Source organism: Methylobacterium sp. D48H (assembly GCF_053345715.1).
In genome coordinates, this window is record NZ_JBKFAP010000029.1 from 26,284 (window position 1) to 48,805 (window position 22,522).

A 22,522-nucleotide genomic window follows, 5' to 3' on the forward strand; every position below is an offset into this window, starting at 1 on the left:
TCAGCGGGCGGGGACGGCCGCGAACAGGCTGTTCAGCCCCTCCGCGGTGGTCGGATGGGCGAGGATCGCGTCGCGCAACGCCGTGTAGGGCAGGCCGGCGAGCATGGCGACCTGGACCGCGGCCATGACCTCGCCGGCCTCCGCGCCGAGCATCGTGAATCCGAGGATGCGGTCGTCCGGGCCGATGACGGCCTTCATGAAGCCCTCGGTCTGCCCGGTCGTCCGCGTGCGCAGCACGGCCGCCATCGGCAGCCGCGCCACCCGGACGGCGTGGCCGTCGGCCCGCGCCTCCGTCTCGGTCGACCCGACCCGCGCCAGCGGCGGGTCGGTGAACAGGCAGGACGGCATCAGCCGGCCCGCGGTCGAGCGCGGGATGCCCGCCAGCGTGTCGCGGATCACGCGGAAATCGTCCGCGGAGGCGTGGGTGAAGGCCGGGCTGCCCGCGCACTCGCCGATGGCCCAGACGCCCGGCGCGCTCGTCCGGAGGTGGTCGTCGACCTCGATGACGCCCCGCTCGGTGAGCGCCACGCCCGCGCGGTCGAGACCGATGCCGTCGGTGTTCGGCGCGCGCCCCGCCGCGACGAGGATGTGGCTCGCGGCGATGACCGCCTCACCGGCGCCGCCGCGCACCGTGATCTCCACGGCCTCGCCCGAGCGGCCGCGCACGCGCACCACCTCCGTGCCGGTGCGGATCGCCAGCCCCTCGGCCTCGAGGAGCTGCGCGAGGGCGGACGCCACGTCCGGATCCTCGCGGCCCGCGATCCGGGGCCCGTGCTCGATCACCGTCACCGCGCTGCCGAACCGGCGGTAGGCCTGGGCCAGTTCGAGGCCCACGTAGCCGCCGCCGAGGACGACGAGGTGGGCGGGCACGGCGTCGAGTTCGAGCGCCTCGATATGGGTGAGCGGCCCGGCCTCGCGCAGGCCCGGGACGTCCGGGATGGTCGCGCGGGTGCCGAGATTCAGGAAGATCTGCTCGGCCGTCAGCGCGCGCGAGCCGCCCGCGTTCAGCGCGACCGTGAGCGCTCTGGGGCCCGTGAAGCGGGCCGTTCCCATGACGAGTTCCGCGCCGCTCTCGCGGTAGCGGTCGAGGTGCATGTCGATGAGGTCGCGGACCATCGCCCGCTTGCGCGCGACCACCCGGCCCATATCCACCGCGACCGGTCCGGTCTCGATGCCGTACCGGTCGGCCTGCCGGGCGCGGTGGGCGATCTCGGCGCTCCAGATCTCGTTCTTGCTCGGCAGGCAGTTGGTGTTGGGGCAGGAGCCGCCGATCCAGCGGCGCTCGATCACCGCGACCCTCTGGCCGGCCTTGGCGAGGTGCCACGCCAGGAACTTGCCGCCCTCGCCGCTGCCGATCACGAGGGCATCGTAGTGGTCGTCCATGGTATTTCCTCCGCGATCCCGAGATCTGCGGAAAACGTAGAGGCCTCACGACCGGACGGATATCATGCGTCGGTATGATAGACCGGTCCCGACCGCCCGGCGCGCAGGTTTCGTGCGCATCGAGTCTCGGATGATCCGACCGAAACCTCGGCCTGACCGAGCCGGATCGGCCCATCACCGCAGTTCCGTCCATCGCTGACGGGCGATCACCCGTTCCGGTCGGCGCCTCTGCAGGCAGGCCTGCCGCAATCCCGCGCCCTCCGCTTCGAAGGATCGGATCCCTGAACACGCAGGTTCGCCGCGGCCGCGGCCCGGGCGCGTGACCGGCCGCCCGCGCGCCGCAGCGCGAAGCCTTCAGGGCCGAGACCCCGGGCGATGGACTATCCTCGGCCGGCCCTGATCCCGGGGACAGGCTGCGGAGGGGCACCGTTTCGGGTGACGACCCCTAACCTTCGTATGATTCCGCGCGGCCGGGGGCGGCGGTACCTCTCGCGACACGGCACACGATCCGGACCGCGCCTTCGGCCGTCCCCGAAGAGACGTCGCCCGGCCGGTTCGCACGCCGAGACACGTCGCGGCGTCCCCATCCCACGAGGTCGAACGATGGTCCAGCTCACGATCAATGCGCGTCGCTACACGGTGGACGCGGAACCGGACACGCCGCTGCTGTTCGTCCTGCGCGACAGCCTCGGGCTGACCGGCACGAAGTACGGCTGCGGCATCGGGCAGTGCGGCGCCTGCACGGTGCTGCTCGACGGCGCGGCGACCCGCTCCTGCCAGATCCCCCTGGAGAGCGTCGGCGACCAAGCCATCACGACGATCGAGGCGATCGAGCAGGACCCGGTCGGTGCCCGGGTCGTGGCCGCCTGGGTCGGCATCGAGGTGCCCCAGTGCGGCTACTGCCAGTCCGGGCAGGTCATGGCCGCCACGAGCCTGCTCAAGCAGACCCCGAAGCCGACCGAGGCCGACATCGCCGGCGCCATGACCAACCTGTGCCGGTGCGGAACCTACAACGCCATCGCCGCCGCCGTGCGGCAGGCCGCGGCCTGAGGAGGCGCACGATGACCGACCTCACGCCCCTCCGCCGCGCCGACCGTCGCGAACCGGTGCGCAACCTCTCCCGCCGCGGCTTCCTGGGGGCCGCCTCGGGCGCGCTGTTCCTCGGAATCGGCCTCCGGCTCGCGCCGGCCGCCGCCCAGACCCGCGCCGAAGGCCCGGCGGCCGTCGCGCCGAAACCCGGGACCCGCGTGACGGCCTTCCTGGAGATCCGCCCCGACGACACCGTGCGCCTGCTCAGCCCCTTCGTGGAGGGCGGCCAGGGCATCAACACCGGCCTCGCCCAGACGATCGGCGAGGAGCTCGACCTCGACCCGGCGCGCTTCGCGGTGGAATGCGCCCCGCCCGGCCCCGACTACGCGGTCGTCAACGGCCTGCGGATGACCGGCGGGTCGTTCTCGACACGCTCCAGCTTCGAGGCCATGCGCCGCCTCGGCGCCACCGCCCGCGAGATGCTCCTGCGGGCGGCGGCCGCCGAGCTCGCCGTGCCGCAGGCCAGTCTGACCACCGAGAACGGGCGCGTCATCCACGCCGCCTCCGGCCGGAGCCTCGGCTACGGCGCGCTGGCCGCCGCGGCGCTGGCGCTGCAGCCGCGGGACGACGTCGCCCTGAAGGATCCCAAAGATTTCCGCTGGATCGGCAAGCCGGTGGCGCGCCTCGACATGCGCGACAAGTCCACCGGCCGGGCCGTCTACAGCATCGATATCCGGCTCGACGGCATGGTCCACGCCGCGATCCGGCACGCGCCGCATCTCGGCACCGAGCCGGAGGCGATCGCCAACGCCGCGGAGGTCCGGGCGATGCCGGGCGTCCAGGCGGTCGAGCGCCTGCCGGGCGCAGTGGCGGTGGTGGCCGACACGTGGTGGCGGGCCCGCAGGGCCGTCGAGGCCCTGCAGGTGACCTGGACCCGGCCGGCGCCCGACGGCGTCGCCACCGTCTCGGCGGGCTTCTCCTCGGCGGCGATGCTGGCCGCCTTGCGGGACGCGCCCGGACCCGGCGTCCCGGCCGAGCAGGCCGGCGACCCGGACGCCGCCTTCGCGGGCGCGGCCAAGGTGGTGGAGGCGGCGTACGACGCTCCCTACCTCGCCCACGCGCAGCTCGAGCCGCCCTCGGCGGTGGCGCGCTTCGCCCCCGACGGCAGCCTCGACCTCTGGGTGCCGAACCAGATGCCGGAGCTGTTCCAGCAGGTCGCCGCCAAGACGGCCGTGCTGCAGCCGGATCAGGTCCGGATCCACTCGCCGATGCTCGGCGGCTTCTTCGGGCGCCACTTCCACTACGGGCCGGCGAGCCCGTTCCCGCAGGCGATCCTGCTCGCCAAGGCGACGGGCAAGCCGGTGCGGGTGCTGTGGTCGCGGGAGGAGGAGTTCGGCATGGACGCCGTCCGCCCCCTGAGCTTCGCCCGGTTCAGGGCGGCCCTCGGTCCGGACGGGATGCCGGTGGCGCTGGAGACCACCGCGGTGGGAGAGGGCCCGATCGGGCGCTGGTTCGGCGCGCTGTTCAAGGGGCCGGTGGATTCCTCGGTGGTGGAGGGCCTCGACCGGAAGCCCTACGCGATCCCGAACCGTCGGCTCACCTACGTGAAGGTGCCGCACCCGGTGACGATCGCGTTCTGGCGCTCGGTCGGGCACTCGATGAACGATTACTTCTACGAGAGCTTCCTCGACGAGATCGCGCAGGCCGGCGGCAAGGACCCGTTCGCCCTCCGGATGACGCTCCTGAGGGACAGCGCCCGCCACCGCACCCTGCTGCAGGCGGTGGCCGACCTCGCGGGCGGCTGGACGCGCGGGCCGTTCCGGGCACAGGACGGGACGCGGCGGGCGCGGGGCGTGTCGATGGCCTCGCCGTTCGGCTCGGAGACGGCGACGATCGCCGAGGTTTCGCTCGAGAACGGGGAGGCCCGGGTCCACGATCTCTGGATCGCCATCGATCCGGGCCGCGTGGTCAACCCGGCGATCGTGAAGCGCCAGGTCGAGAGCGCGGCGGCGCTCGGCCTCTCGTCGACGCTGCTGGAGCAGGTCGTCTACGAGAACGGGGAGCGGCAGGCCCGGAACTTCGACGCCTACCCGATCCTCGACCGGGAGCGGATGCCGCGGGTGCACGTGGCGATCGTCGAGAGCGGGGCGCCGATGGGCGGCATCGGCGAGCCCGGCCTGCCCGGCGTGCCGCCGGCGGTGGTCAACGCGGTCGCGGCGCTGACCGGCCGACGCCTGCGCAGCCTGCCCCTGGCCAAGGAGACCCTCTCGGGGACCTGACGCCGATCGATGACCCCGGGCGATAACCCGGGGCGACGCCCCCCGGGGCCCGCCCCCGAAAGTCCCGCGTCCCGACTGGAAGCGGGATTTTCGGATGCCGTATAGCGGGGGCGCGGCGGGCCTGAATCGGGGCCGGCCCCGGGAACCGCCGACATGAGCAACGGTCTGACGCCGACGGCCGACCGGATCGTCGTGGCCAGCGAGGCCGACTGGAACGACGCGTGGTACCTCGTCTGCATGAAGGTCTCGACGATCGGCTTCGTCGTCGTCGATGCCCGCGAGCGGGTCGCCACCCTCGACGCGCTGCGGGCGGCCGGAATCACCGACATCGCCGCCCACCTCGACGCCCATCCGGACGTGGCCGACCGCCTGCGGCACGGGATGGTCATCCTCGACGTCAACGAGGCGGCGGTGCGGATGTTCGGCGCGGGCGGTCGCGCGGACATGATCGGGCAGCGCACGCAGCGCTTCTTCGACCCGCTCTGCACCGCCCAGGTCAATTCCGCCCGGGCCTTCGCGGCGGGCGCGACCTCGTTCCAGCAGCAGGCGCACAGCGTCCGGCTCGACGGATCGCGCTTCGAGACGCTGTTCTGCGTGGTCCCGCGGGCGGACGGCGCCACCTCCGGCCTGTGGCTCGCCTCCTTCGTGGACATCACCGAGCACGTCGCGCGGCAGATGTCGCTGGAGGTGCTGCGCGACGAGCTGGCCCACGTCTCCCGGATCTCGACGCTGGGCGAGCTGTCGGCGTCGATCGCGCACGAGCTCGGGCAGCCCCTGTCGTCGATCGGCATGACCGCCGGGGCGATGCTGCGCCTGCTCGATCGCGCGGATCTCGACCGCGACCTGCTCCGGCGTCAATGCCAGCGCATCGTCGATCAGGTCACGCGGGCCGGGGACATCATCGATCGCACCCGCCGCATGGCCGCCAAGCGGGACAGCGTCCGCGCGCCCGTCTCCGTGGCGGAGGTCCTGGCCGAGGCCGCGCGGTTCGTGGCGCACGACCTGAACCGCACCGAGATCAGGCTCACCGTCGCCCCGGCGGACGCGGCCGCGCAGGTCCTCGCGGACCGGATCCAACTGCAGCAGGTCTTCGTCAACCTGCTGATGAACGCCATCCAGATCCATCGGCAGGCGCGGACCCCCGGGCCCGAGATCGCGGTCGAGACCGTCTGCCGGGACGGGTCGATCACGGTCGACGTCGTCGATAACGGGCCGGGCCTCGATCCCGGCACCGTCGACCGGCTGTTCGACGGCTTCTTCACGACGCGGGCCGATGGGCTCGGCCTCGGTCTCCGGATCTGCCGGACCATCGTGGCGGCCCATGGCGGCTCGATCGACGCGAGGCCCCGCGACGGGACGCCGGGCGCCCGCTTCTCGGTGTGCCTGCCGCTCGCCCGGTCCTGACCGGGCGGCCGCGGGAAGCGGGCAGGGAGCGGGCAGGGGCGCCCCGGCCGGGACGCCCCCCGAGGGCCTCAGGCGGCGTCGGCGCGCGTGGTCCGGTACCGGCTCGCCGGCGTCGCCGCGCCGAGCTGGGCGGCGAGTTCGAGGCGCGCGGCGTCCAGCGCGGACCAGGCCGCACCGTTCTCCAGAGGCGGGATCGTGACGACCTCGCCGGCATCGAACCCCGCGAGCGCGGCCGCGACCAGGTCGGACGGCGTCATGACGATGCTGGCCGGGAGGTTCCGGTGGCCGCCGACGCCGGCCACGGTCCAGAACTCGGTGGCCGTCGCGCCGGGCAGGACCGCCTGGATCCGGACGCCCCTGGGGGCGAGTTCGTGCTGCAGCGCCTGCGTGAAGGCGAGAACGTAGGCCTTGCTCGCCCCGTAGACGCCGTTGAGCAGTTCGGGATTGAGGGCGACGGTCGAGGCGACGTTGATGATCGCCCCGTGCCCCCGCGCGACGAAGGCCGGCGCCGCCGCGAAGGCGAGGCGCGTCACGGCCGTGACGTTCACGCCGATCATGCGCTCCATCTCGTCCGGATCCGCCTGGAGCAGCGGGGCCGCGGAGCCGAAGCCGGCGTTGTTGACCAGGAGGGTAATCGCCGGGTCGCTCCGCAGCCGGTCCTCGACGCGCCGGAGACCGGCACGGTCGTTGACGTCCGCCGCGAGCGCCTCGACGGTGCGGCCCGAGGCCCCGCGCACCGTCTCGGCGACCGCCTCCAGGCGATCCGCGTTCCGGGCGGTCAGGATGAGATCGTGGCCGCGCGCGGCGAGCTGTTCGGCATAGATCGCGCCGATCCCGCCCGAAGCGCCGGTGATCAGAGCAGTTCCCTTGGCACATTCCGTCATGACAACTCTCCGTCTGTGCTGCTGAATGACGGAAAGCGTAGCGATCGCGACGGAGGCTTACATTTATACGGATGCGGGCCGGCGCCATACCTTGGTATGACCCGGTGGCATGATCGGGCCGCCTTGCCCAACGCCCGTCGGGCAGGCGCGGGGAGGCCGGTGCGCGGCGCCGGCCCGCTGGCGGAATCGGCGCCCGAGATCCGCCGCGCGTCGATCCGGGAGAGGTGCACCCGCGGCCTCGCCATGCTAGAACGAAAGCGGAACAGATCATACGGGCGGGCCGGGCACAATCTGCGGGCGAGACTTTTCTTCCGACGCCTTGGACGCATGTGGATACGGCTCGAAAACTCCTGTCGTGGCGCGCCCTTGGGGGGCCCGTGCGGTCTGTGGAGAACCTGTGACGAACCGGGGTGCAGGACGACGATGGCGATGAGGACGGCGTTCGTGGTGCAGCCCTTCGAGCTGCACCGGAAGCGGCTGCGGCCGGCCCGGCAGGAGCCTGCGCAGACCGAGAGCGGGGCGGTGAAGAAGGCCGAGAACATGGCTAGGCGGATGCCGGGCGCGGCGGCGCTGAAGGTGGTGGCCGACGACGAGACCGGCGAGCTGGAGGGCGTCACGATCCTCGGCCAGTGGGGCGAGATCCCCGACGACTTCGCCGAGAGCCTGCGGGGCGCCTAGGCCACAGATCACCAGCGGGGCGGGAGAGCGCCATGTCGGCGGTTCGGCGGGTCGGGAACTTCCTCCAGGTGCAGGACGGCGACGGCTGCCGGCACCTGCTGCGCGTGACGAGCGTCCAGGCGCTGAGCGACACGGACCTGATGCGCAACGAGACGTTCATCACCGCGGCGGGGCGGACGATCCGGGTGACGCAGCCGCTCGACGAGATCGTGGACCTCGTGGCGCCGGGCGAGCGGACGGCGCCGGGGCCGGGGCCGCGGGAGGAGCCGTGGCCGTTCTAGCCGCGGGAGATCATCCCGCGCGCCATCTGCAGCAGCAAGCGGCGGTCCGACAGGGTGAGCGCGTGCCAGACGCGCAGCAAATCCCCCGTCATGTCGATCGTGGCGAGCGCCTCGGATTCGTCGAGGAAAGCGTCTTCGGGCACTCCGAGGGCGTGCGCGATCTGCCGGAGCATCGATCTCTTGCCGTTCGGCCCGAACCTTCCACCCTCGAATTCCGGATCCGCCAAATCGATCTCCGACGGACGCGCGGCGGCGTCGCTTTAAATCTACAGTATCTTTATAACGTGAGAGTGCGAACACCGCATCGATGAATCGGAAATAAATTTTACCGGTATGTTGATACCAATTATTTGGCAGCCGATCATCATCTAAGATTGACAGCATAACCTGAGCTAGACACAGCGATCAAAATTCGATGGCCCGCAACAGACTTGCTCGGCATCTGCATTGAACGCCGCGCAGGATCATCCCTCCCCGGCGACGGGCGGTCCCGGGCCGCGGGTCAACGGTGCGATGGTCCCATGCCCGCGCGCCGCCGCGCGCCGCGTCGGGATGCCGGGGGTGGGACGGTCCACCTGTCCCGCCCCGATCCGGCACGGGGCGGGACGGATCCTCAGGACGGGGTCCGGCGATCAGCTGCCGCCGCTGCCGTCCCCGCTCCCCTTGCCGACCTGGGGTACGCCGCGCTCCGGCTGGCCGGCATTCCCGCCGGCGGCCGAATCCGTCGTGATGGTCGTCGCCCCCGTCCCGGTGGGCGCGACGACGGCGGTGCTGCCCGGACCGCTGTTCTGGCTGCCGCCGGGAACGACGACGGTTCCGGCCGGGGTGCCCGGCGTCACCGGCTGCGCTGGTCCGGGTTGCCGGATCGGTGCGGGACCGGTGCTGGTCTGCGCCGAACCGGGCGACGCCGCGACCAGCGCGAAGATGGCGAAGAGGGCATGACGCATCATGTGCTCCTTGGCATCTCGGCCCGACTGTGCCTCACGCACGGGCCTCCGTGCCCGAACGCGGGAGCGCGGACCCGGTTTCCGACACCCGTCGCCGTCGTGCGCCGCCGATCGTCGTGTCCGGCTGCGCCCGGCGCGCAGGGTCTCGCCCGCGGGCGGAGCGCCAACCTTCCGGATCCGCGCACGAAAAGGCCCCGCGCGGCGCTGCCGGCGGGGCCGAAGATGGGTCTGCCTTGGGAGGATGCAGAGGCAGATGCTTAGCCGGCGTTGCGCCGCCGGTGCACCGGCGACACGACATGCCGGCCCCGCATGGACCGCCGGTCACGGCGGCGTCACGCTTGCATGCCGGGCCGGCCCCGTCCCGTGCGGTGGACGGCCGGGACCGCGGCGCGGCGCCGAAGGTCCGGCCATCCTTGGATAACCATGTCGACCGACGGCTTGTGGACGCCGCGGCCGGGTCGTCGACAGCGTCATCGACAGCGTCCCGCCGCTGTGGTGCTGATCGGCGGCGAGGAGTCCCATGAAGCACATCATCGTTCTGGCGATCGCGGCCACGGCCCTGACGGCCTGCAACGCGGCGAACCGGCCTGGCCGCGGCGAGCTCTTCATGAGCGAGGCGGACGTCGCCGCGAAGGACGACGCGATCTGCCGGGGCTACGGCGCCGAGCCGGGAACGCCGGAATACGTGCAGTGTCGGGGAACCCAGGACCAGCGGCGCGACGCGGCCCAGGCGCCCCGCCGCAGCGGCTGAGTGCGGCGGCCGCGAGGGCGCGGCCTCCGGGACCAACGCCCCGCTCGCGCGTTGTCCGCGCGGACCGCTTTCCCTGGAGCGCGTGATGCTCGCCCGATCCGCCCTGATCTTCATCGTCCTGACGTCGGGGGCCCAGGCCGCCGCCTTCGACGACCTGAAAGGCTACCTGGCGTCCTGCCTGCGGTTCGAGATGGCCGGCGCCCCGGCGGAACGCGGCGGGCCGCTGTCGTCCAAGGTCCGCCGCGCCCTGGAGCGATGCTCCGACGACGTCGCGCGCCTCGACCGGGCGGACGGGCGCCGGCTGCGCGGTGACGGTGGGATCAGCCCGTCGACCAAGGAAGTCATCCGGAGCGTCGTGAGCGGTGAGGCCGGCGGCGTCCGCACGGTCCGGTACTGACCGCCGGCGGTTTGCCCGGCGCATCGATCGGGTGGCGCCGATCACCGGGTGTTAACCTTCCGGCCGCACCTCACGGGGCTTGCCCGCGAGGAGATTCCGATGCCGAAGCGCCTGACGATCACCGTCCCGCACGACCTCGGGACAGCCGAGGTTCGCCGCCGCATCGACCTGCACATGGACTGGGCTTTCCGTCGCCTGGAGGCGGAGAAGATTCGCGTCGAGGCCGAGGACTGGCTGGGTAATCGCCGCTCCTTCTCGGGCAGCGGCTACGGGCAGTCGGCGCACGTCGCCATCCAGGTGGCGGATGACGCGCTGGAGGTCGAGGCGCTGGTGCCCTGGATGGCCAGCCTGTTCGCGCCCGTCATCGAGTCGGTCGGGCGCCACTACGTCGGGCGCCTCCTGTCCGACGAGGCCGCCTGACGCGCGCGGCCCGGGGCGGCGATCGGTCCGGGGTGCCCGCGGGGCGGTTGTGGCCCGGTCGTGCCGGGGCTAAACGCGCCGGCTCGGTGGCGGCGCAGGGGCCCGGATGAGCGATGACGTGGCGGCCCTGCTCCTCGCGCTCGCGACCGAGAACGCCGAGCTGCGCCAGCAGCTCGCCACCGCGCAGGACATGCTGATGGAGACCGCCATCGACGCCGGCCATCTCCACGCCCGCATCGAGGCGCTTCAGGCCGAGCGCGACGCGTGGCAGGCGGAGGCCGAGCGCTTGGCGCGCCGGCCCCCGCGTTCCCTGTGAGCGCTCGCAGCACCCGGCGTGCCGACCCTGCGGGCGGGCGCGACCGGGCAGGGCGCACTCGGGCCCCGGGGCGCATCGGCGAGAGCCCGCGCGGGGGCGGACTCACGCCGTCCCTCACGCCTTCCCGGGTTGCGGGCGGGGCACGCGCACGTCGACCGTCTGGCCGGTGAGGGGATTGAGGATCAGCATGGCGGCGGTCTCCGGTGTGTGTGACGGTAGAACGCCGTCCGCGGGCGCCGGGATCACGCTGCGGCGTGCCGTGGCGCACAGGCGGCGACGGGGTCGCCGAACCCGGATCCGTGCCGGAAACGGATTCCGGCGAGGCCCGCGAAGCTCGCCACGGTCGGGATGCCGCCTTACCTCAGGGCGTGGCGCCCTGGCGGCCGCCAGGGACAGAACACCTGGAGGATCGATATGGCCATCGATAGATCCGGTGAGCGTGCCGCGCTCGATACCGAGGTAGAGGATACCCAGGACACCATCGCGAAGCTTCGCGAGGCTGCCGACGGAACGCCGCCCGGACACAGTTCGCGCGTGGCGCTGAAGAAGGCCGAGGAGAAGCTGGCCGAACTGGTCAAGCACATCACCCGGCGCGACCGAACGGGTTAGCGCGACCGCGGACGCGGGGACCACCGGACAGGTCCCCGCGCGCCGTCCGCCGGCTGGGTGTCACCCCGCCGGCGCCGAAGCGCCGGCTCTCGATCCCATGTTACCGCCGGACGGATCCGGCGCGGGCGGCGCCAGGGTCGTCCGCGGCGCACCCACAGTGATGACGAACCCTCCCCGCTCAGGCGGCCGGCAGCGCCGCCCGCAGGACTGTCGGCGCGTCGCCCCCTGGCCGCCCGCGCGGCCTCGCCGCGGGCCGATGCACGCGCCTCGGGCGCAGCTCCCGAGCATACCGCCAGAACTTCATCAGTATTTAACAGATCTATCCGAAGTTAATCTGCCATTTACTATGTTTTCTCCGACGCAGCGAGCCTGTGTGTCCGTAAAACTACAGCCATTCTGCTCAGAGCTTGGTAGTCTTATCACCAGATCGAAACCCGGATCGCCCTCATGACCAAGCTCCTCGCCTCCCTGACCGCCTTCACTGCGCTGACCGCCGCGGCGTCCGCCGCCGACCTTCCGCGCCGCGCCGCGCCGCCGCCGGTGTTCACGCCGGTGCCGGTGTTCACCTGGACCGGCTTCTACATCGGTGTGAACGCCGGCTACGGCTTCGACGCCAACAGCCGCAACACCACCAGCTACGCCCTGCCCGGCGGCTCGCTGATCAATTCCCCCGGCACCGCCGGCGTCGTCAGCGTCAACAACCGCAACAACAACGACGGCTTCTCGGGCGGCGCCCAGATCGGCTACAACTACCAGTTCACCCCGGGCTCCGGCGTCGTGATCGGCTTCGAGGCCGACGCCCAGTACGTCGACTTCGCCCGCCGCGCCAACGCCACCCAGAACTACAGCTTCCTGGGCTTCCCCGGCGTCGCCTTCTCCAACCCGCCGGCCTTCGTCGCCACCAGCGGCAACGGCCTGGACTACTTCGGCACCGTGCGCGGCCGCCTCGGCTACGCCTTCGACCGCACCCTCGTGTACGGCACCGGCGGCTTCGCCTACGGCTCGGGCCAGGACGACCAGAACTTCTCCGGCAACCGCTTCCGCGACAGCTTCCGCACCGGCTGGGCCGCCGGCGGCGGCGTCGAGTACGCCCTGCCCACCGACTCGTTCCTGAACTTCTTCCGCTCCTCGGCCGTCACGCTCAAGGTCGAAGGCCTCTACGTCAGCCTCGACCGCCAGAAGAACTCGGCCGGCGGCGTGTTCTACGGCAACCTCCTGCCCCCGAACGGCACCGCCTACCTCAACGGCGCCGCCGCCAAGACCGAGTTCGCCGTCGTCCGCGCCGGCCTGAACTACAAGTTCGGCTCCTACTGAGATCGGGTCGCGCCGCTCCCGGCCTCCGCGCCGGGAGACGCGGCGGCGGGCGAGGGAATGCTGGTCCGCCTCATCGCCCTCCGGCCGCCGAAGAGCCGCCTTCCGGTTGGCCTTCGCATCCCCAGCCCGATCAAACTGGCCGCGAGGTCGGCAACACCCTGGGAGCGCACGCTCCCAGGGTGTTCCTGCGTGCCGTCACGGTGCGCCACGGCGCTCAGCCGCTCGCCGAGAGTGGCGGGCGCGCCGCTACCAGTAACGGTTCGGCCAGCAGCGCCGCCCGCCGCGACCCAGGTGGAAGCCGCGCGGGCAGGCCCGACCGACATACCCGCCCCACTGGCCGTTGGGGCGGCACCCACCGTAAGGCCCGCGATGGCCGTAGGGCCCGCAGCCGCCGTAGACGTGCTGGATCAGCCCGTCCTGCGCGGCGGGGAGCGGAGAACCCGCGACGGGCAGCGCCGAGGCCGGCGCGGCGATGCCGACGGCGAGCAGTGCCGCGGCGGCGAGGGACTTGAGCATCAACCGATCTCCAGGTCTTGGCTGAGCCGATCTCCGTCGGCACCGCCCGAATACCTGATCCCGGCTGAAGGCCGGGTGTCACGGACCGTCTCGATTGCCCGCATCGCTGGAGCTTTTCTTTAAGCGCTGCCTCGATACTGGCGCTCTACCCGCCCAAGATTCCGCCTCGACCAAGACGACAGTGTCTGCCGGACTTGCGGCCCGGATCACCAGCTCACGTCGGGAGAGCCGTCGCCGATCCGTAGCTCTGCTGCGAGGCGGTATGCTGCCGGGTGCCGGTCTGTCAGGTCCAGTTACCCGCGATGGACCCCGCGGAGACGAGTCTCACGACGACGAGCGCTGTCACCAAGGGCTGCAAGGTCGCGCTTTTCCACTTCCCCGGATCCGTCCACACGGTCTCCCATTCGGCTTGCGGCGAGCGGTCCGCGTGCCGGACTGGATCGGCCCGCGCCCGTCTCTCCAGAGTCGACCCGCCGAACGGCGCGACGGGTCCGAGGCGTTGCGGCCGCAACGCGGCCATTCGTCGGCCATCCGGCACATTTGGCTCTCGAAGAGCGCGGTTGAAAAGCTCCAATGTCTCAGCTGCAATTGTGCGGTCGCTCAACTGCCGCGCGTTGGGCTCGATGCAGGGGATGAGAACTCGGCATCTCGAACAGGCGGCAGCGTCGCGCACGTCGACGACCCGCACTCCGCTCGCCTGCGGGCCGAGGATCTGCAGCCCGATCGTTGCAAGGGTCGATCTTATCCCGACACCTTCATGCATGCGCCGCATATCTGGCGTGAGGCATGTGGCATACCAAGAAGTCGCGTGCAGTGCGATATACCTTCTCACGCACCGCACAAAAGGACGCCGCCGATGACCCTCCTCACTGCTCTTGCCCTTCTCCCCTTCGCCGCCATCGCCAACTTCGCCTTCGTGGTGGCGCTGGCCAATCACTTCGACGCCGACAAGCCGGCCACGGGCTTCACCGGCCCGGTTCCGACGCTGGCCTGAGCCAAGTCGCGGCCCTTTCACGCAGCCTCAGTGGAGGTCCCCCGGATCTCAGGTGGGCAGAAAGGTGAACCTCTAAGCCTCATTCGGCGACCCATTCAGGCGCCGCCAAGGCGAATTCCTGGGGCAACTATCTCGGCGTGGTCGCGCTCGTTTCCCGTGTCCTAGCGTGGACTTGGACCCACCACGTCTTACCGCGGAGGTAGGTGTCGGTCATTCCGGCACCGTCCTCGTCGAAGCATCCCACCACTGACGCACAGCACGTTGGTCGAACACTTACGATGACTGCGCGCCGAACGGCTGTCGAGCATCAGCGTTTCGCCCGGCCGCAGCCTGGCGGATTCAGTGCCGTTCGGTGAAGCCGAATACGCGCACCAAGTCGGCGGCGCGGGCCAACTGCTCACGCGGCACTGCCCCCTCCCTGCTCCTTCAGCCTAGCTTTGTCGAGATCGGCCAATGCCTGCCGGCCAGCGTCGGTGATTCGGACTGCGCGCGACTCGCGCGGCGCCATCTCAGCCCAGCCGCAGCTCACCAGACGCGGGATGAGCGTGTCACCGTTCCATGGGATGAGCTTCACGTATGCGAGCTCGAGGAGCGGCACGAAGAACGGGCCGCGGTCAATGCGCTGAAGCAGTTGCACGTGCTCGTCTTGGATAACCACGAAGGTCTCACCAGCCACCACGGACGGGACTATGGCCGCCGTTGAGATGGTGGAGGGCCGATCCGGATCGTCGGCGACCTCCCGAGCTTGGCCGGGGTGAATGCCAGAGCTAGCGCCGGTGAGGACCGCGACCTCCACCTGTGCCCAGATGGCACGCACCTCCGGTGTCAGGCTGTCCCAAGAGTCGAACTCGCGTGGCCGGGCGTATGCGAAGCGCGCGTAGTAGGCGGTGCGGCCGGGATCTGAGGTCATCGTCAACCTCCACAATGCAAGCCTGCGCAACTGAGTTGGTGGACAGAGTGACTGGCACCGCTTGCAGCGGTCGCATCAGTGCTCCGCCGCACCTCGGAAGCCCGTAGCGAGGCGTAGGCCGAATACTCAAGTGAGGGAGTATTCCAATGAGCACAATCGATCTCTACCGATCCAATTCGCGCATTTTTACGCGCTTTATGGGATCGTGTGTGTTCGTCGCAGTGGCCCTTTGGCTGGCTCTGACTCAGCCTAATGTCGGCACTGATACCATAATTCCTGGAAGCTTCCGGGATTATGAGATGCGCGTTGGCGTAGTGATCTTCGGCCTTGGCGCACTTGTGTGGGGCCTGAAGCTGTTCCAGCCCGACGTGGTCGTCTCCATTGGTCCTCAAGGGATTTATGACCGACGCCTATCGACGGATTGGATCCCGTGGAAGACGATCCGCGCCATCAAGCCTCTGCAATTCTGGATGAGCAGCTACTACCGGCTGGAGATTGATCCCGAAGCTGCTGCGCGGATTCATTGGACGAGACGGGCTCGCTTTACATCTTGGCTGAACATCATGTTCGGGCATTGCTACTGGATCAGCGGTGCCGAACTCATCGGCGGCTTCCCTGCATTGGCGGAAGCGATCGGACGTAGTCGGCCGGACCGCTGAGGAGAGGCGTACCCGCGCGTCCTCGGAAAACTTGCATCCAGACATCTGGAACGCTCCAGCGCAGTTGGCCGTGCCCGATGGTGCATAGCCCGCACACTAGTACGAGCGAACTCTTCTCGTGTCTTAGGTTCGTCAGTAAGAAGGAACCTCATATCCGACCAAACCAAAGGGACGAAGCCCGAAGATCTCACGTCGGATCGCCCTCGCCTCAACCCGCAGGGGCACGGCAGCGGCTCCGTCAGCGGTGAGCATAGCACAGGCATCAACGGAGGCGCCAAGCAGGACTAGCCCGACAAGACAGAAGGATGAGGGCTGCTTAGAATGGACCGCTGACAGAACGGTAAATTGAACACATTAGAAAAGTAATTCAAATACCGAATACGTGCTTTGATCCCCAATAAGGAGATCAGAGCCATGACAATCACCACCACTATAAATGCCATAGGACTGGTGAAGGCGACGGAGATGATCCAGTCGGCAAGGGCGGAAGCTGCGATCGAGCACAAAGCGGGGCTGCATACCGTCTCAATGCCGGCGCCTCCGCCGGACGACGCAGGCATCCAAAGGCAAAAGAATGACCCGAAACTTCTCGCATCGCAGGAGCGTGTGGTGGACATCACCGTCTGAGTCGGGAAGGCCTGCGCCGCTTCTAATCTGCGGCTTAAAAATTCTCTCCTCCACAACAAACGGGCGACGACCGATTGATTGGCTGATGAGGCTCTCGCCGTACTCGCCGATCGCTATAAGGGCGGCGCCATCAACAACACGCGCGTGGCAATCCGGAAGGTGCGGGGCACCCGTTGCGGGTACGAGATCTCTTTTGATCTGGAGGTCGTCACACTCGGCGAGAACTACGACCGCGAGCCGATCACTACCTGTGTCGTGAAGTGGCAGACGGACGGCACCTCCGCGGTAGCCGTCGCGGCTAGCAAGGAGCGCTGGCCGACTTCGTCAGAGGTGTTCCGACAAGCACTTCGGACGAGCGTCACCGACGATGGCATCCGCGCGTCACCGTTCGGCAACGAGGGCTCCGAGGTTCGTGCCGTCCCGCTGCAAGCCGCCAGGACGGCATTCTTCGTCATCTACCTGGCCGAAGGCGACGATGAGGCCAAGCGGACAGAGGCCGCCAGCAAGGTGTTTTTGCGAGCCGTCGAAGCACGCCTCGGCCGCAGCCTGATTGTCCCGGTCGCTCTCAACGGCGTCAACCACCGCTGGCTGATCGAGGTACCAGGATGAGTACCGCGACCGGACGTCGGACAAACGAGACGCTTGTCCGGAATATCCGGCGCGTCCGCTCACCTAGCGGCGGCCGCCACTGCTCGGCTTCGTGTCTATCTCAATCGCCCTCAAAGCGTTCTCGAAAGCCCTAACCTCGGTGGTGAACGCCCTGTCCGAGCGCTCGATTAGTTTACCACTTCGGCGCAATGCCCAACCGAAATGACCCTCCGGTTTCTTCAAGGGCTCGATGGTCACCGAGTAGGGGTGCGGTACGTCAGCTGTCATGGCCGAGCTATGCAGTGCCGAAGGGCCGGCTGCAACTGCAAGGCCTCACCACATCTCTTCGTAAATGAGGGCGCCGCCTCCATGGAAGGTGCCTCTCCAGCCTCGGTTCAGCAGGCGGACGGTCACACGTGTCTGGCCCGTGCCACTGTCATCGTCGATCTTGATCCGGGCATCGACGTGTCCCTGCCGCTCCATGCGCTTCAGGTAATCGGCATCCACACCGAGGCGTGGGCCAACTCACACGAATCAACGACCCAGTCGCCTTGCTGGCCGAGGGTGTGCCTGATGGGCAGGTCGTGCCGCTCACCCGATCACTAGCCGGATCAGCAGGCACGCCACGGCTGCACCCGAAAGCGCGATGCCGAGCAGGTATGGGCTGGGAAGCTGATCGCCGCTGTTGACGTCTACGCCAAGTCGGTGAGTCAACTTGTTGGCAGCCGCTCCGCTTGCAGAACTGGTGTTCACGTCCGGATAGGTGTGCGCGCTCATGGGCGTCTCCTGCCAGTAGGAGATACAACTCGCCGTGCCTCCGTTTGTGCGGCCGCAGTTACCAGACATGCTCAGCCACGAGCTGTCCGCTCTGATCGAACGTGCCCTGCCACCCACCGTCGTAGTGATGAACAGTGACGCGCGCGCCCCTCGCGTCCGCCCAGCTTCCGGGGACGATCAAGACCCTGGCGTTTCCCTCGATGACGGAACGCTTCAGCGTCGTTGCGCTCACGCCGATACGCTGCGCCACATACCCGGGATTAACGATCCAGCTACCGGGAAAATCGAGATTAAGCCTCATCGGAGAAGGCCTCCACCCAGACATCCGAGCGCGTTCTAGCGCTAAGGATTATCGCTTTCCTCATGCGAATGACGGAAGGCCGTATATGAAGCGCATTGCACTCGTGTTGCGTCCGTGACCTGAACCGCGAGTTGCAGGCCAAGCTCAGCCGCTCCCGCGATCAGCCCCTCGTGTTCCTCGCCTATCCTGGAAAGGTCGAGCCGACTAACAACAGCTCCGAGCGGCTCCTGCGTCCGGCTGTCGTCCAGCGGAAAGCGACCAACGGCTATCGCGACATGTGGCCAGCTGAGGGCGAGGCCGCCATCCGCACCGTTGTCGACACCGCGCGCCTGAGCGGTGCCAATCCATTCGGCTTCATCCTCAAAACCGTCGGCGCCTGACCCCTGCCATCAAAGGCCCGGGTAATTACCCTCCGCCGCTACGAAGCGCATCAACGTGACGTTGTAGCAACACAACCGATCACGTTTTTGTGTATCCATACCTGGGGGACAACTTAGGAGCGAAGCATGAACCGATCACGAGGCCCAACGTCGGATCGGAACCTGACTTGGCAGCACCTGCAGCCACGGGAGCAACGATGGAAGGCTCTTGGTCAGCGACCAGTCATTGCTTGGCTTACTGGCCTTTCAGGCGCAGGGAAATCAACGATCGCAAACGTCGTGGATCAAGCCCTGACCGCTTCAGGACGCGCAACAATGGTGCTGGACGGCGATAATCTACGTCATGGATTGAATAGTGACTTGGGATTTACCGACCGCGACAGAGCTGAGAACGTCCGCCGTGTGGCCGAAACAGCAAAACTGGTAGCTGATGCTGGTCTTGTAACAATTGTCTCGCTTATATCCCCCTTCTCAGCGGAACGGAAGGCCGCTAGGGCTATCGCAGGAGACGTCGCATTTATTGAAGTTTTTATAGATACGCCTCTACCAATTTGTGAGGAACGAGATCCAAAAGGATTATATTTTCGAGCGCGCGCCGGCACAATCCCGAATTTTACCGGCATCACAGCGCCCTATGAAGAGCCGACGAAGCCTGACTTAACGCTCGCAACCGTGGGTCAGTCCATTGCCGATACAGCACGGCCATTAATCGACATGCTCTTACAGCTGAGCGCAGTATCAGAACAGCCACTTTATGATCAGATTTTGCCTAAAAATCCGGAGTTAATGCGCAATATCTAACTATGACTCAACATTTTATAATACATATCGGCCCGCATAAAACGGGAACCACATCGATCCAAAACATGCTCTACGCACGCTCTATGCAGAGTGGCGCAAGTTTTGTTTACCCCTTCGCTCATGCCAATCAGACGGGGCAGCACGAGTTTGCTCGGACAGCGTCTGACCCTGATCATTCCAAACTTGGCGGCCTGCTGGAGATTCTTTCTGGCCTTGAGAAAACCTGTGTTCTCTCGAGTGAAGAGCTTAGCTTTCTTCCAGTCGCCTCGTTGCAAAAGATTCGCGCGGCTCTTCCCTCTTCCGAATTTACTATTGTTTATTACCAGAGGAATATCTTGACCCTTCTTCCTTCATGGTGGCAAGAATTAATCAAACATGGCGGGGTCGAAGATTTTACTAGGTTCATTCAAGATGCAATTGCGCTTCCTGGCAGACTACATCTACTGGTTCCAGATTTATTGTTGAGTAACTGGGCATCTGTTTTTGGAAGAAACGCGATTAAGATTTTCTTGTACGATCAAATTCCTGATGTGACACAACAGTTCGCCTCCGATTTACTCGGCTTGACGAGTCCCCCTGGCGAGCTAACAGACAACAACAAATCTTTCGAATACATCGAATGTGAGATGATCCGTCTGTGGAATGCATTTGGTTTCGTTGGCATAGATGCAATCCAGGCACAAGAATCTAAATTCTTACGCGCGTTAGTGGCGGAAAGAGCAGATAGATTCATGGAAAATATGACTATAGGTTATGATATAGAGGAATTTCTTAGCATAGAGAGCACCTTAATAACTCGGTGGGGAGATCGAATCGAGGGTTTCACTGGCGGCAAATTGTTTGCTCTACGGGAGCGAGCGTACTCGTACATCAATTCAGATTTTTGGACCGCCAATCCCGACCTTGTTTCTGCCATGTTCGTTTTTGCTGAAGTCACAGCTCGCCGAAAAAGCCAAAGTTCGTCAACATCACCGATCCTACGTGATCTTAGATCGTGCGAGAGGGATATGGACGCCTGGAACCAAATCGAAATTATTTTGGCTGCGGCGCGCCAGAGGGAACAGTTGCTTGAACGTCAATTGGCTAACGAGACAGAGCGGTCACATGCGTTAGAAATCGTCATATCGACACTGGTCTCCAGCATTACCTGGCGCGGACTCAATCGATCTAAATTCAAGAAAATTTTGACTGATGTAGCTAAGTCGACGCCCAGCGACGGAGCGACTGCACACCGTCATGAAGTATATCTATATCAAGCTCAAAAACTTTTAAATGATTGTTAATCATTGTTTTCCATGTCTTCGATTGTTGTCCAGATCAAATCAAGCCTGTCAGACCACGAGCCGTTGCCTACCGCGACCTTCTAATCGCCGCCGAGGAATGGCGCGCAGCCGGGATTAGGCTGAGCGGCGCTATCGCGGATCCGCGGCAGCACATCATAGCAGGCCGTCCGACATCGGCGCGGTCAGCGTCTTCCAGGCGCGGGTCATCTACTTCGAGAAGGCCAGCGCGGCAGCTAAAGCCTGCGCCTCGGACGGGAAGGTCCAGTCCGATTCGTTCACCGTCATGTGGGAGGCGTCGAGCAGCACCCAAGTCTAGAGGTGGCGGCCGGCCACGCGGATTTCGAAGTGCATGGCTGGCTCGGTACTCTATGATCTTCCTTCGGCTTTGCGGTTCTCCCGCACTTTGCGTGGAACGGTCGCGGTGACGAGGATGGCACGGGCTGGTTCACCAAGCGTTTGATCCTGTCCTCATCCCTGCCGGGCTGTACCATCGGGCGCGTCATCCGGACCGACGGTCGTCTTCGCCCAAGTGCGGCGTGCGCACGGGCAGTGTCCAACCTGTGATACGACCAGCTCTGTCGTTCACAGCCGCTATGAACGCCGTCCGGCCGATCTGCCGAGCATCGGGCAGCCCATGACGCTGCTCCTACGCGTCCGACGCTTCTACTGCTGTGAGATTGCCTGCCGCCGTCGTACCTTCGCTGAGTCACTCCCCCAGCTGATGCCGCCGCGAGCACGCTTGGCGCGCCAGCTGACCGTTACCGGTTTTCGCTCAGAAGTTGCCGCATATTGGCCATTGAGATCGTCATACAACCTCCCCGTTCTTCGAACCCGAGGGCGACACGTCGGGCCGCCTATCGCGGAAAGGTGCGCTCGTGAACCTCATCTTCCTCGTTCTATCGGCCTTCGTAGGCGCAGGACTTTCGATTGTGGCTATATGGCCGTCGCTGGGAGCGATTTCGATCTTTGTGGCACCGGTCGGGGCAGCCGTAGCATGTGTTTTAAGCGCTGCCTTGTTGTTCGCTCTGCGGCGCTCATCATCATCGAGCAGCCGCACATCTTCTGTCACCCCTATGCAGAGCCTCAAACCGCAACAGCAACCTGCTACTAGTGCTACGAACGATGATCAAACTGAGCTGAAGCGTTCGGCCTGATTCATCCTTCCTCTGATTCTTTGTAGTCAGAGACGCACTAGGCCCGGATAGCCGTTGCGGCTTAGCATGCGCAACTCGGGCTGCTGCCACGAAGCAGGGATAGGGTCAGTGCCGCACGGTCGGCACGACGCCCGCGAAAGATGCCATGCCGTCCGCTTCGACCGTCGCGGTGAAGGCCTCGTAAGCCTCACGGTCCGTCGTGAAGGTCTCCTGCCAAGCGGTGCAGCCGCCAGACGACAGATCGATCACCACTAACTGCCAGGGGTCCTGCGTGTCGGCGTAGCGGTAGATCTCGACGTCGACGATCGCACCATCGCGACTGAAAGAACCCGACAGCGGAGAGTGCTCGAATTCTCGGTCCTCATCGTCCACTGACCGCTTCCATTCGCTCTACGGCCTTGCCCACGGCCTCACGCAAGGCGGTCGGCCAAGCCACATCATGGTCGTGGAGAAATTGGGCGGCGCTGATGAGGGCCTTAAGCCTCTCCGGACGGGCGGACTCCTCAGCCTCAGACTGCACGAACTGCTCTGCCAACGCCGTCGCGAGCCGAAGGATTTCTTGGATATCATCGGGCTGGGCGTCAGTGTCGCTCACTTCAGGTAACCCTCCGCCTTCAGGTGCTCGGTAAGGGATTCGCCTATGGCGTCGTGCATCACGGCTTTTTTGCCTCAGCTTTGGCGGCGTCCCGTTCAAGGCGCGCGGCCTTCAGGCGTGCGGTGTTCTGGTCCGCCGCACTGACTGCCGGCTCATCAAAGGCCTTGCTGCCAAACCGGTCCTGCATCTTCGCTAAAGCTGCCTCAGCCTGAATACGCTCTTTGCTGTGGTTGTCTGCCATACGG

Annotated in this window: 28 protein-coding genes and 2 pseudogenes; 19 read left to right on the forward strand and 11 right to left on the reverse strand. The window is 66.7% G+C overall.

The window, feature by feature from the left end; all coding sequences use genetic code 11:
* Positions 1-1,383: a mercuric reductase gene (locus tag ACLBX8_RS27625; protein WP_447716139.1), complete on the reverse strand. Its 1,383-nt coding sequence runs from the start codon at positions 1,381-1,383 to the stop codon at positions 1-3.
* 603 nt (positions 1,384-1,986) lie between these two features.
* On the opposite strand from ACLBX8_RS27625, the gene ACLBX8_RS27630 reads away from it, so the two are divergent.
* From ACLBX8_RS27630 to ACLBX8_RS27640, 3 genes are all read left to right on the forward strand, one after another.
* Complete coding sequence (locus ACLBX8_RS27630) at positions 1,987-2,433, forward strand: (2Fe-2S)-binding protein (protein WP_020094719.1); 447 nt, start codon at positions 1,987-1,989, stop codon at positions 2,431-2,433.
* Between the two features lie 11 nt (positions 2,434-2,444).
* Entirely contained in the window at positions 2,445-4,691 is a 2,247-nt protein-coding gene (locus ACLBX8_RS27635) for a molybdopterin cofactor-binding domain-containing protein (protein WP_447716140.1), read from the forward strand.
* A gap of 153 nt (positions 4,692-4,844) precedes the next feature.
* A complete protein-coding gene (locus ACLBX8_RS27640) occupies positions 4,845-6,095 on the forward strand; it encodes a sensor histidine kinase (RefSeq protein ID WP_447716141.1) in 1,251 nt (416 codons plus the stop codon).
* Positions 6,096-6,163: 68 nt separating this feature from the next.
* On the opposite strand, the gene ACLBX8_RS27645 is transcribed toward ACLBX8_RS27640, so the two are convergent.
* The gene (locus ACLBX8_RS27645) at positions 6,164-6,979 is read right to left on the reverse strand and encodes an SDR family NAD(P)-dependent oxidoreductase (RefSeq protein WP_447716142.1); all 816 of its coding nucleotides are present in this window, start codon (positions 6,977-6,979) and stop codon (positions 6,164-6,166) included.
* 423 nt (positions 6,980-7,402) lie between these two features.
* Here ACLBX8_RS27645 and ACLBX8_RS27650 point away from each other — a divergent pair, with 423 nt between their 5' ends.
* Together ACLBX8_RS27650 and ACLBX8_RS27655 are read left to right on the forward strand one after the other, a co-directional pair.
* Positions 7,403-7,657 carry a hypothetical protein gene (locus tag ACLBX8_RS27650; protein WP_447716143.1) on the forward strand — a complete coding sequence of 85 codons (255 nt, stop codon included), beginning with the start codon at positions 7,403-7,405 and terminating at the stop codon, positions 7,655-7,657.
* A gap of 32 nt (positions 7,658-7,689) precedes the next feature.
* Positions 7,690-7,938, forward strand: coding sequence for a hypothetical protein (locus ACLBX8_RS27655; RefSeq protein ID WP_447716144.1), 249 nt, complete (start codon positions 7,690-7,692; stop codon positions 7,936-7,938).
* Here ACLBX8_RS27655 and ACLBX8_RS27660 read toward each other — a convergent pair.
* Complete coding sequence (locus ACLBX8_RS27660) at positions 7,935-8,165, reverse strand: hypothetical protein (protein ID WP_447716145.1); 231 nt, start codon at positions 8,163-8,165, stop codon at positions 7,935-7,937. The genes ACLBX8_RS27655 and ACLBX8_RS27660 overlap by 4 nt on opposite strands.
* A 405-nt stretch (positions 8,166-8,570) precedes the next feature.
* Positions 8,571-8,888, reverse strand: a complete 318-nt coding sequence (locus ACLBX8_RS27665) for a hypothetical protein (protein WP_091928387.1) — start codon at positions 8,886-8,888, stop codon at positions 8,571-8,573.
* Between the two features lie 517 nt (positions 8,889-9,405).
* On the opposite strand from ACLBX8_RS27665, the gene ACLBX8_RS27670 reads away from it, so the two are divergent.
* The 6 genes from ACLBX8_RS27670 (at position 9,406) to ACLBX8_RS27695 (ending at position 12,692) form a co-directional block, all read left to right on the forward strand.
* On the forward strand, positions 9,406-9,636 hold the full coding sequence (locus tag ACLBX8_RS27670) for a hypothetical protein (RefSeq protein ID WP_020094727.1): 231 nt from the start codon (positions 9,406-9,408) through the stop codon (positions 9,634-9,636).
* Between the two features lie 85 nt (positions 9,637-9,721).
* Positions 9,722-10,033 (forward strand): hypothetical protein, encoded by a 312-nt coding sequence (locus tag ACLBX8_RS27675; RefSeq protein WP_447716146.1) that lies wholly within the window; start codon positions 9,722-9,724, stop codon positions 10,031-10,033.
* 99 nt (positions 10,034-10,132) lie between these two features.
* Positions 10,133-10,453, forward strand: a complete 321-nt coding sequence (locus ACLBX8_RS27680; protein ID WP_020094729.1) for a polyhydroxyalkanoic acid system family protein — start codon at positions 10,133-10,135, stop codon at positions 10,451-10,453.
* A gap of 106 nt (positions 10,454-10,559) precedes the next feature.
* Complete coding sequence (locus ACLBX8_RS27685; RefSeq protein ID WP_026605187.1) at positions 10,560-10,769, forward strand: hypothetical protein; 210 nt, start codon at positions 10,560-10,562, stop codon at positions 10,767-10,769.
* Between the two features lie 414 nt (positions 10,770-11,183).
* Positions 11,184-11,378 (forward strand): hypothetical protein, encoded by a 195-nt coding sequence (locus ACLBX8_RS27690; RefSeq protein WP_020094731.1) that lies wholly within the window; start codon positions 11,184-11,186, stop codon positions 11,376-11,378.
* A gap of 447 nt (positions 11,379-11,825) precedes the next feature.
* Positions 11,826-12,692: an outer membrane protein gene (locus ACLBX8_RS27695; protein WP_103986269.1), complete on the forward strand. Its 867-nt coding sequence runs from the start codon at positions 11,826-11,828 to the stop codon at positions 12,690-12,692.
* 246 nt (positions 12,693-12,938) lie between these two features.
* On the opposite strand, the gene ACLBX8_RS27700 is transcribed toward ACLBX8_RS27695, so the two are convergent.
* Together ACLBX8_RS27700 and ACLBX8_RS27705 are read right to left on the reverse strand one after the other, a co-directional pair.
* Positions 12,939-13,208, reverse strand: a complete 270-nt coding sequence (locus ACLBX8_RS27700) for a GCG_CRPN prefix-to-repeats domain-containing protein (protein ID WP_447716147.1) — start codon at positions 13,206-13,208, stop codon at positions 12,939-12,941.
* Between the two features lie 283 nt (positions 13,209-13,491).
* Entirely contained in the window at positions 13,492-13,971 is a 480-nt protein-coding gene (locus ACLBX8_RS27705; protein ID WP_447716148.1) for a hypothetical protein, read from the reverse strand.
* A gap of 93 nt (positions 13,972-14,064) precedes the next feature.
* On the opposite strand from ACLBX8_RS27705, the gene ACLBX8_RS27710 reads away from it, so the two are divergent.
* Positions 14,065-14,202 (forward strand): hypothetical protein, encoded by a 138-nt coding sequence (locus tag ACLBX8_RS27710; protein ID WP_170863024.1) that lies wholly within the window; start codon positions 14,065-14,067, stop codon positions 14,200-14,202.
* Between the two features lie 397 nt (positions 14,203-14,599).
* Here the strand turns inward: ACLBX8_RS27710 and ACLBX8_RS27715 are convergent, their stop codons facing one another.
* Positions 14,600-15,112 (reverse strand): hypothetical protein, encoded by a 513-nt coding sequence (locus ACLBX8_RS27715; RefSeq protein WP_447716149.1) that lies wholly within the window; start codon positions 15,110-15,112, stop codon positions 14,600-14,602.
* 146 nt (positions 15,113-15,258) lie between these two features.
* On the opposite strand from ACLBX8_RS27715, the gene ACLBX8_RS27720 reads away from it, so the two are divergent.
* The 3 genes from ACLBX8_RS27720 to ACLBX8_RS27730 all read left to right on the forward strand — a co-directional run bounded on the left by ACLBX8_RS27720 (position 15,259) and on the right by ACLBX8_RS27730 (position 17,007).
* Positions 15,259-15,771, forward strand: coding sequence for a hypothetical protein (locus tag ACLBX8_RS27720; RefSeq protein ID WP_244435120.1), 513 nt, complete (start codon positions 15,259-15,261; stop codon positions 15,769-15,771).
* Positions 15,772-16,185: 414 nt separating this feature from the next.
* A complete protein-coding gene (locus ACLBX8_RS27725; RefSeq protein WP_020094736.1) occupies positions 16,186-16,398 on the forward strand; it encodes a hypothetical protein in 213 nt (70 codons plus the stop codon).
* 78 nt (positions 16,399-16,476) lie between these two features.
* Positions 16,477-17,007 carry a hypothetical protein gene (locus ACLBX8_RS27730; protein ID WP_447716150.1) on the forward strand — a complete coding sequence of 177 codons (531 nt, stop codon included), beginning with the start codon at positions 16,477-16,479 and terminating at the stop codon, positions 17,005-17,007.
* Between the two features lie 570 nt (positions 17,008-17,577).
* Here the strand turns inward: ACLBX8_RS27730 and ACLBX8_RS27735 are convergent.
* The gene (locus ACLBX8_RS27735) at positions 17,578-17,763 is read right to left on the reverse strand and encodes a hypothetical protein (RefSeq protein WP_081636512.1); all 186 of its coding nucleotides are present in this window, start codon (positions 17,761-17,763) and stop codon (positions 17,578-17,580) included.
* Positions 17,764-18,180: 417 nt separating this feature from the next.
* Between ACLBX8_RS27735 and ACLBX8_RS27740 the strand changes: the two are divergent.
* From ACLBX8_RS27740 to ACLBX8_RS27755, 4 genes and pseudogenes are all read left to right on the forward strand, one after another.
* A pseudogene (locus ACLBX8_RS27740) lies at positions 18,181-18,444 on the forward strand (IS66 family transposase); the annotation flags it as partial.
* A gap of 126 nt (positions 18,445-18,570) precedes the next feature.
* Entirely contained in the window at positions 18,571-19,245 is a 675-nt protein-coding gene (cysC, locus tag ACLBX8_RS27745; protein WP_083916029.1) for an adenylyl-sulfate kinase, read from the forward strand.
* A gap of 65 nt (positions 19,246-19,310) precedes the next feature.
* Entirely contained in the window at positions 19,311-20,528 is a 1,218-nt protein-coding gene (locus ACLBX8_RS27750; RefSeq protein ID WP_447716151.1) for a hypothetical protein, read from the forward strand.
* Positions 20,529-20,990: 462 nt separating this feature from the next.
* Positions 20,991-21,282: pseudogene (locus tag ACLBX8_RS27755) on the forward strand (transposase family protein); the annotation flags it as partial.
* Positions 21,283-21,787: 505 nt separating this feature from the next.
* Here the strand turns inward: ACLBX8_RS27755 and ACLBX8_RS27760 are convergent.
* The 3 genes from ACLBX8_RS27760 to ACLBX8_RS27770 are packed head-to-tail and all read right to left on the reverse strand — an operon-like array spanning position 21,788 to position 22,518.
* Positions 21,788-22,054, reverse strand: coding sequence for a hypothetical protein (locus ACLBX8_RS27760; protein ID WP_020094746.1), 267 nt, complete (start codon positions 22,052-22,054; stop codon positions 21,788-21,790).
* The gene (locus ACLBX8_RS27765; protein WP_447716152.1) at positions 22,044-22,277 is read right to left on the reverse strand and encodes a hypothetical protein; all 234 of its coding nucleotides are present in this window, start codon (positions 22,275-22,277) and stop codon (positions 22,044-22,046) included. The genes ACLBX8_RS27760 and ACLBX8_RS27765 overlap by 11 nt, the downstream gene beginning before the upstream one ends.
* Before the next feature lie 58 nt (positions 22,278-22,335).
* A complete protein-coding gene (locus ACLBX8_RS27770; protein ID WP_447716153.1) occupies positions 22,336-22,518 on the reverse strand; it encodes a hypothetical protein in 183 nt (60 codons plus the stop codon).
* Positions 22,519-22,522: the final 4 nt, after the last annotated feature.

Bases quoted from the DNA above. Each gene is read 5' to 3' on its own strand.
- ACLBX8_RS27720 (WP_244435120.1), top strand. From the start codon at position 15,259: ATGAGCACAATCGATCTCTACCGATCCAATTCGCGCATTTTTACGCGC.
- ACLBX8_RS27685 (WP_026605187.1), top strand. From the start codon at position 10,560: ATGAGCGATGACGTGGCGGCCCTGCTCCTCGCGCTCGCGACCGAGAAC.
- ACLBX8_RS27635 (WP_447716140.1), top strand. From the start codon at position 2,445: ATGACCGACCTCACGCCCCTCCGCCGCGCCGACCGTCGCGAACCGGTG.
- ACLBX8_RS27710 (WP_170863024.1), top strand. From the start codon at position 14,065: ATGACCCTCCTCACTGCTCTTGCCCTTCTCCCCTTCGCCGCCATCGCC.
- ACLBX8_RS27655 (WP_447716144.1), top strand. From the start codon at position 7,690: ATGTCGGCGGTTCGGCGGGTCGGGAACTTCCTCCAGGTGCAGGACGGC.
- ACLBX8_RS27705 (WP_447716148.1), bottom strand. From the start codon at position 13,971: ATGCATGAAGGTGTCGGGATAAGATCGACCCTTGCAACGATCGGGCTG.
- ACLBX8_RS27665 (WP_091928387.1), bottom strand. From the start codon at position 8,888: ATGATGCGTCATGCCCTCTTCGCCATCTTCGCGCTGGTCGCGGCGTCG.
- ACLBX8_RS27690 (WP_020094731.1), top strand. From the start codon at position 11,184: ATGGCCATCGATAGATCCGGTGAGCGTGCCGCGCTCGATACCGAGGTA.
- ACLBX8_RS27640 (WP_447716141.1), top strand. From the start codon at position 4,845: ATGAGCAACGGTCTGACGCCGACGGCCGACCGGATCGTCGTGGCCAGC.
- ACLBX8_RS27625 (WP_447716139.1), bottom strand. From the start codon at position 1,383: ATGGACGACCACTACGATGCCCTCGTGATCGGCAGCGGCGAGGGCGGC.
- ACLBX8_RS27645 (WP_447716142.1), bottom strand. From the start codon at position 6,979: ATGACGGAATGTGCCAAGGGAACTGCTCTGATCACCGGCGCTTCGGGC.
- ACLBX8_RS27750 (WP_447716151.1), top strand. From the start codon at position 19,311: ATGCTCTACGCACGCTCTATGCAGAGTGGCGCAAGTTTTGTTTACCCC.
- ACLBX8_RS27630 (WP_020094719.1), top strand. From the start codon at position 1,987: ATGGTCCAGCTCACGATCAATGCGCGTCGCTACACGGTGGACGCGGAA.
- ACLBX8_RS27725 (WP_020094736.1), top strand. From the start codon at position 16,186: ATGACAATCACCACCACTATAAATGCCATAGGACTGGTGAAGGCGACG.
- ACLBX8_RS27715 (WP_447716149.1), bottom strand. From the start codon at position 15,112: ATGACCTCAGATCCCGGCCGCACCGCCTACTACGCGCGCTTCGCATAC.
- ACLBX8_RS27680 (WP_020094729.1), top strand. From the start codon at position 10,133: ATGCCGAAGCGCCTGACGATCACCGTCCCGCACGACCTCGGGACAGCC.
- ACLBX8_RS27675 (WP_447716146.1), top strand. From the start codon at position 9,722: ATGCTCGCCCGATCCGCCCTGATCTTCATCGTCCTGACGTCGGGGGCC.
- ACLBX8_RS27735 (WP_081636512.1), bottom strand. From the start codon at position 17,763: ATGAGCGCGCACACCTATCCGGACGTGAACACCAGTTCTGCAAGCGGA.
- ACLBX8_RS27695 (WP_103986269.1), top strand. From the start codon at position 11,826: ATGACCAAGCTCCTCGCCTCCCTGACCGCCTTCACTGCGCTGACCGCC.
- cysC (WP_083916029.1), top strand. From the start codon at position 18,571: ATGAACCGATCACGAGGCCCAACGTCGGATCGGAACCTGACTTGGCAG.
- ACLBX8_RS27650 (WP_447716143.1), top strand. From the start codon at position 7,403: ATGGCGATGAGGACGGCGTTCGTGGTGCAGCCCTTCGAGCTGCACCGG.
- ACLBX8_RS27700 (WP_447716147.1), bottom strand. From the start codon at position 13,208: ATGCTCAAGTCCCTCGCCGCCGCGGCACTGCTCGCCGTCGGCATCGCC.
- ACLBX8_RS27770 (WP_447716153.1), bottom strand. From the start codon at position 22,518: ATGGCAGACAACCACAGCAAAGAGCGTATTCAGGCTGAGGCAGCTTTA.
- ACLBX8_RS27670 (WP_020094727.1), top strand. From the start codon at position 9,406: ATGAAGCACATCATCGTTCTGGCGATCGCGGCCACGGCCCTGACGGCC.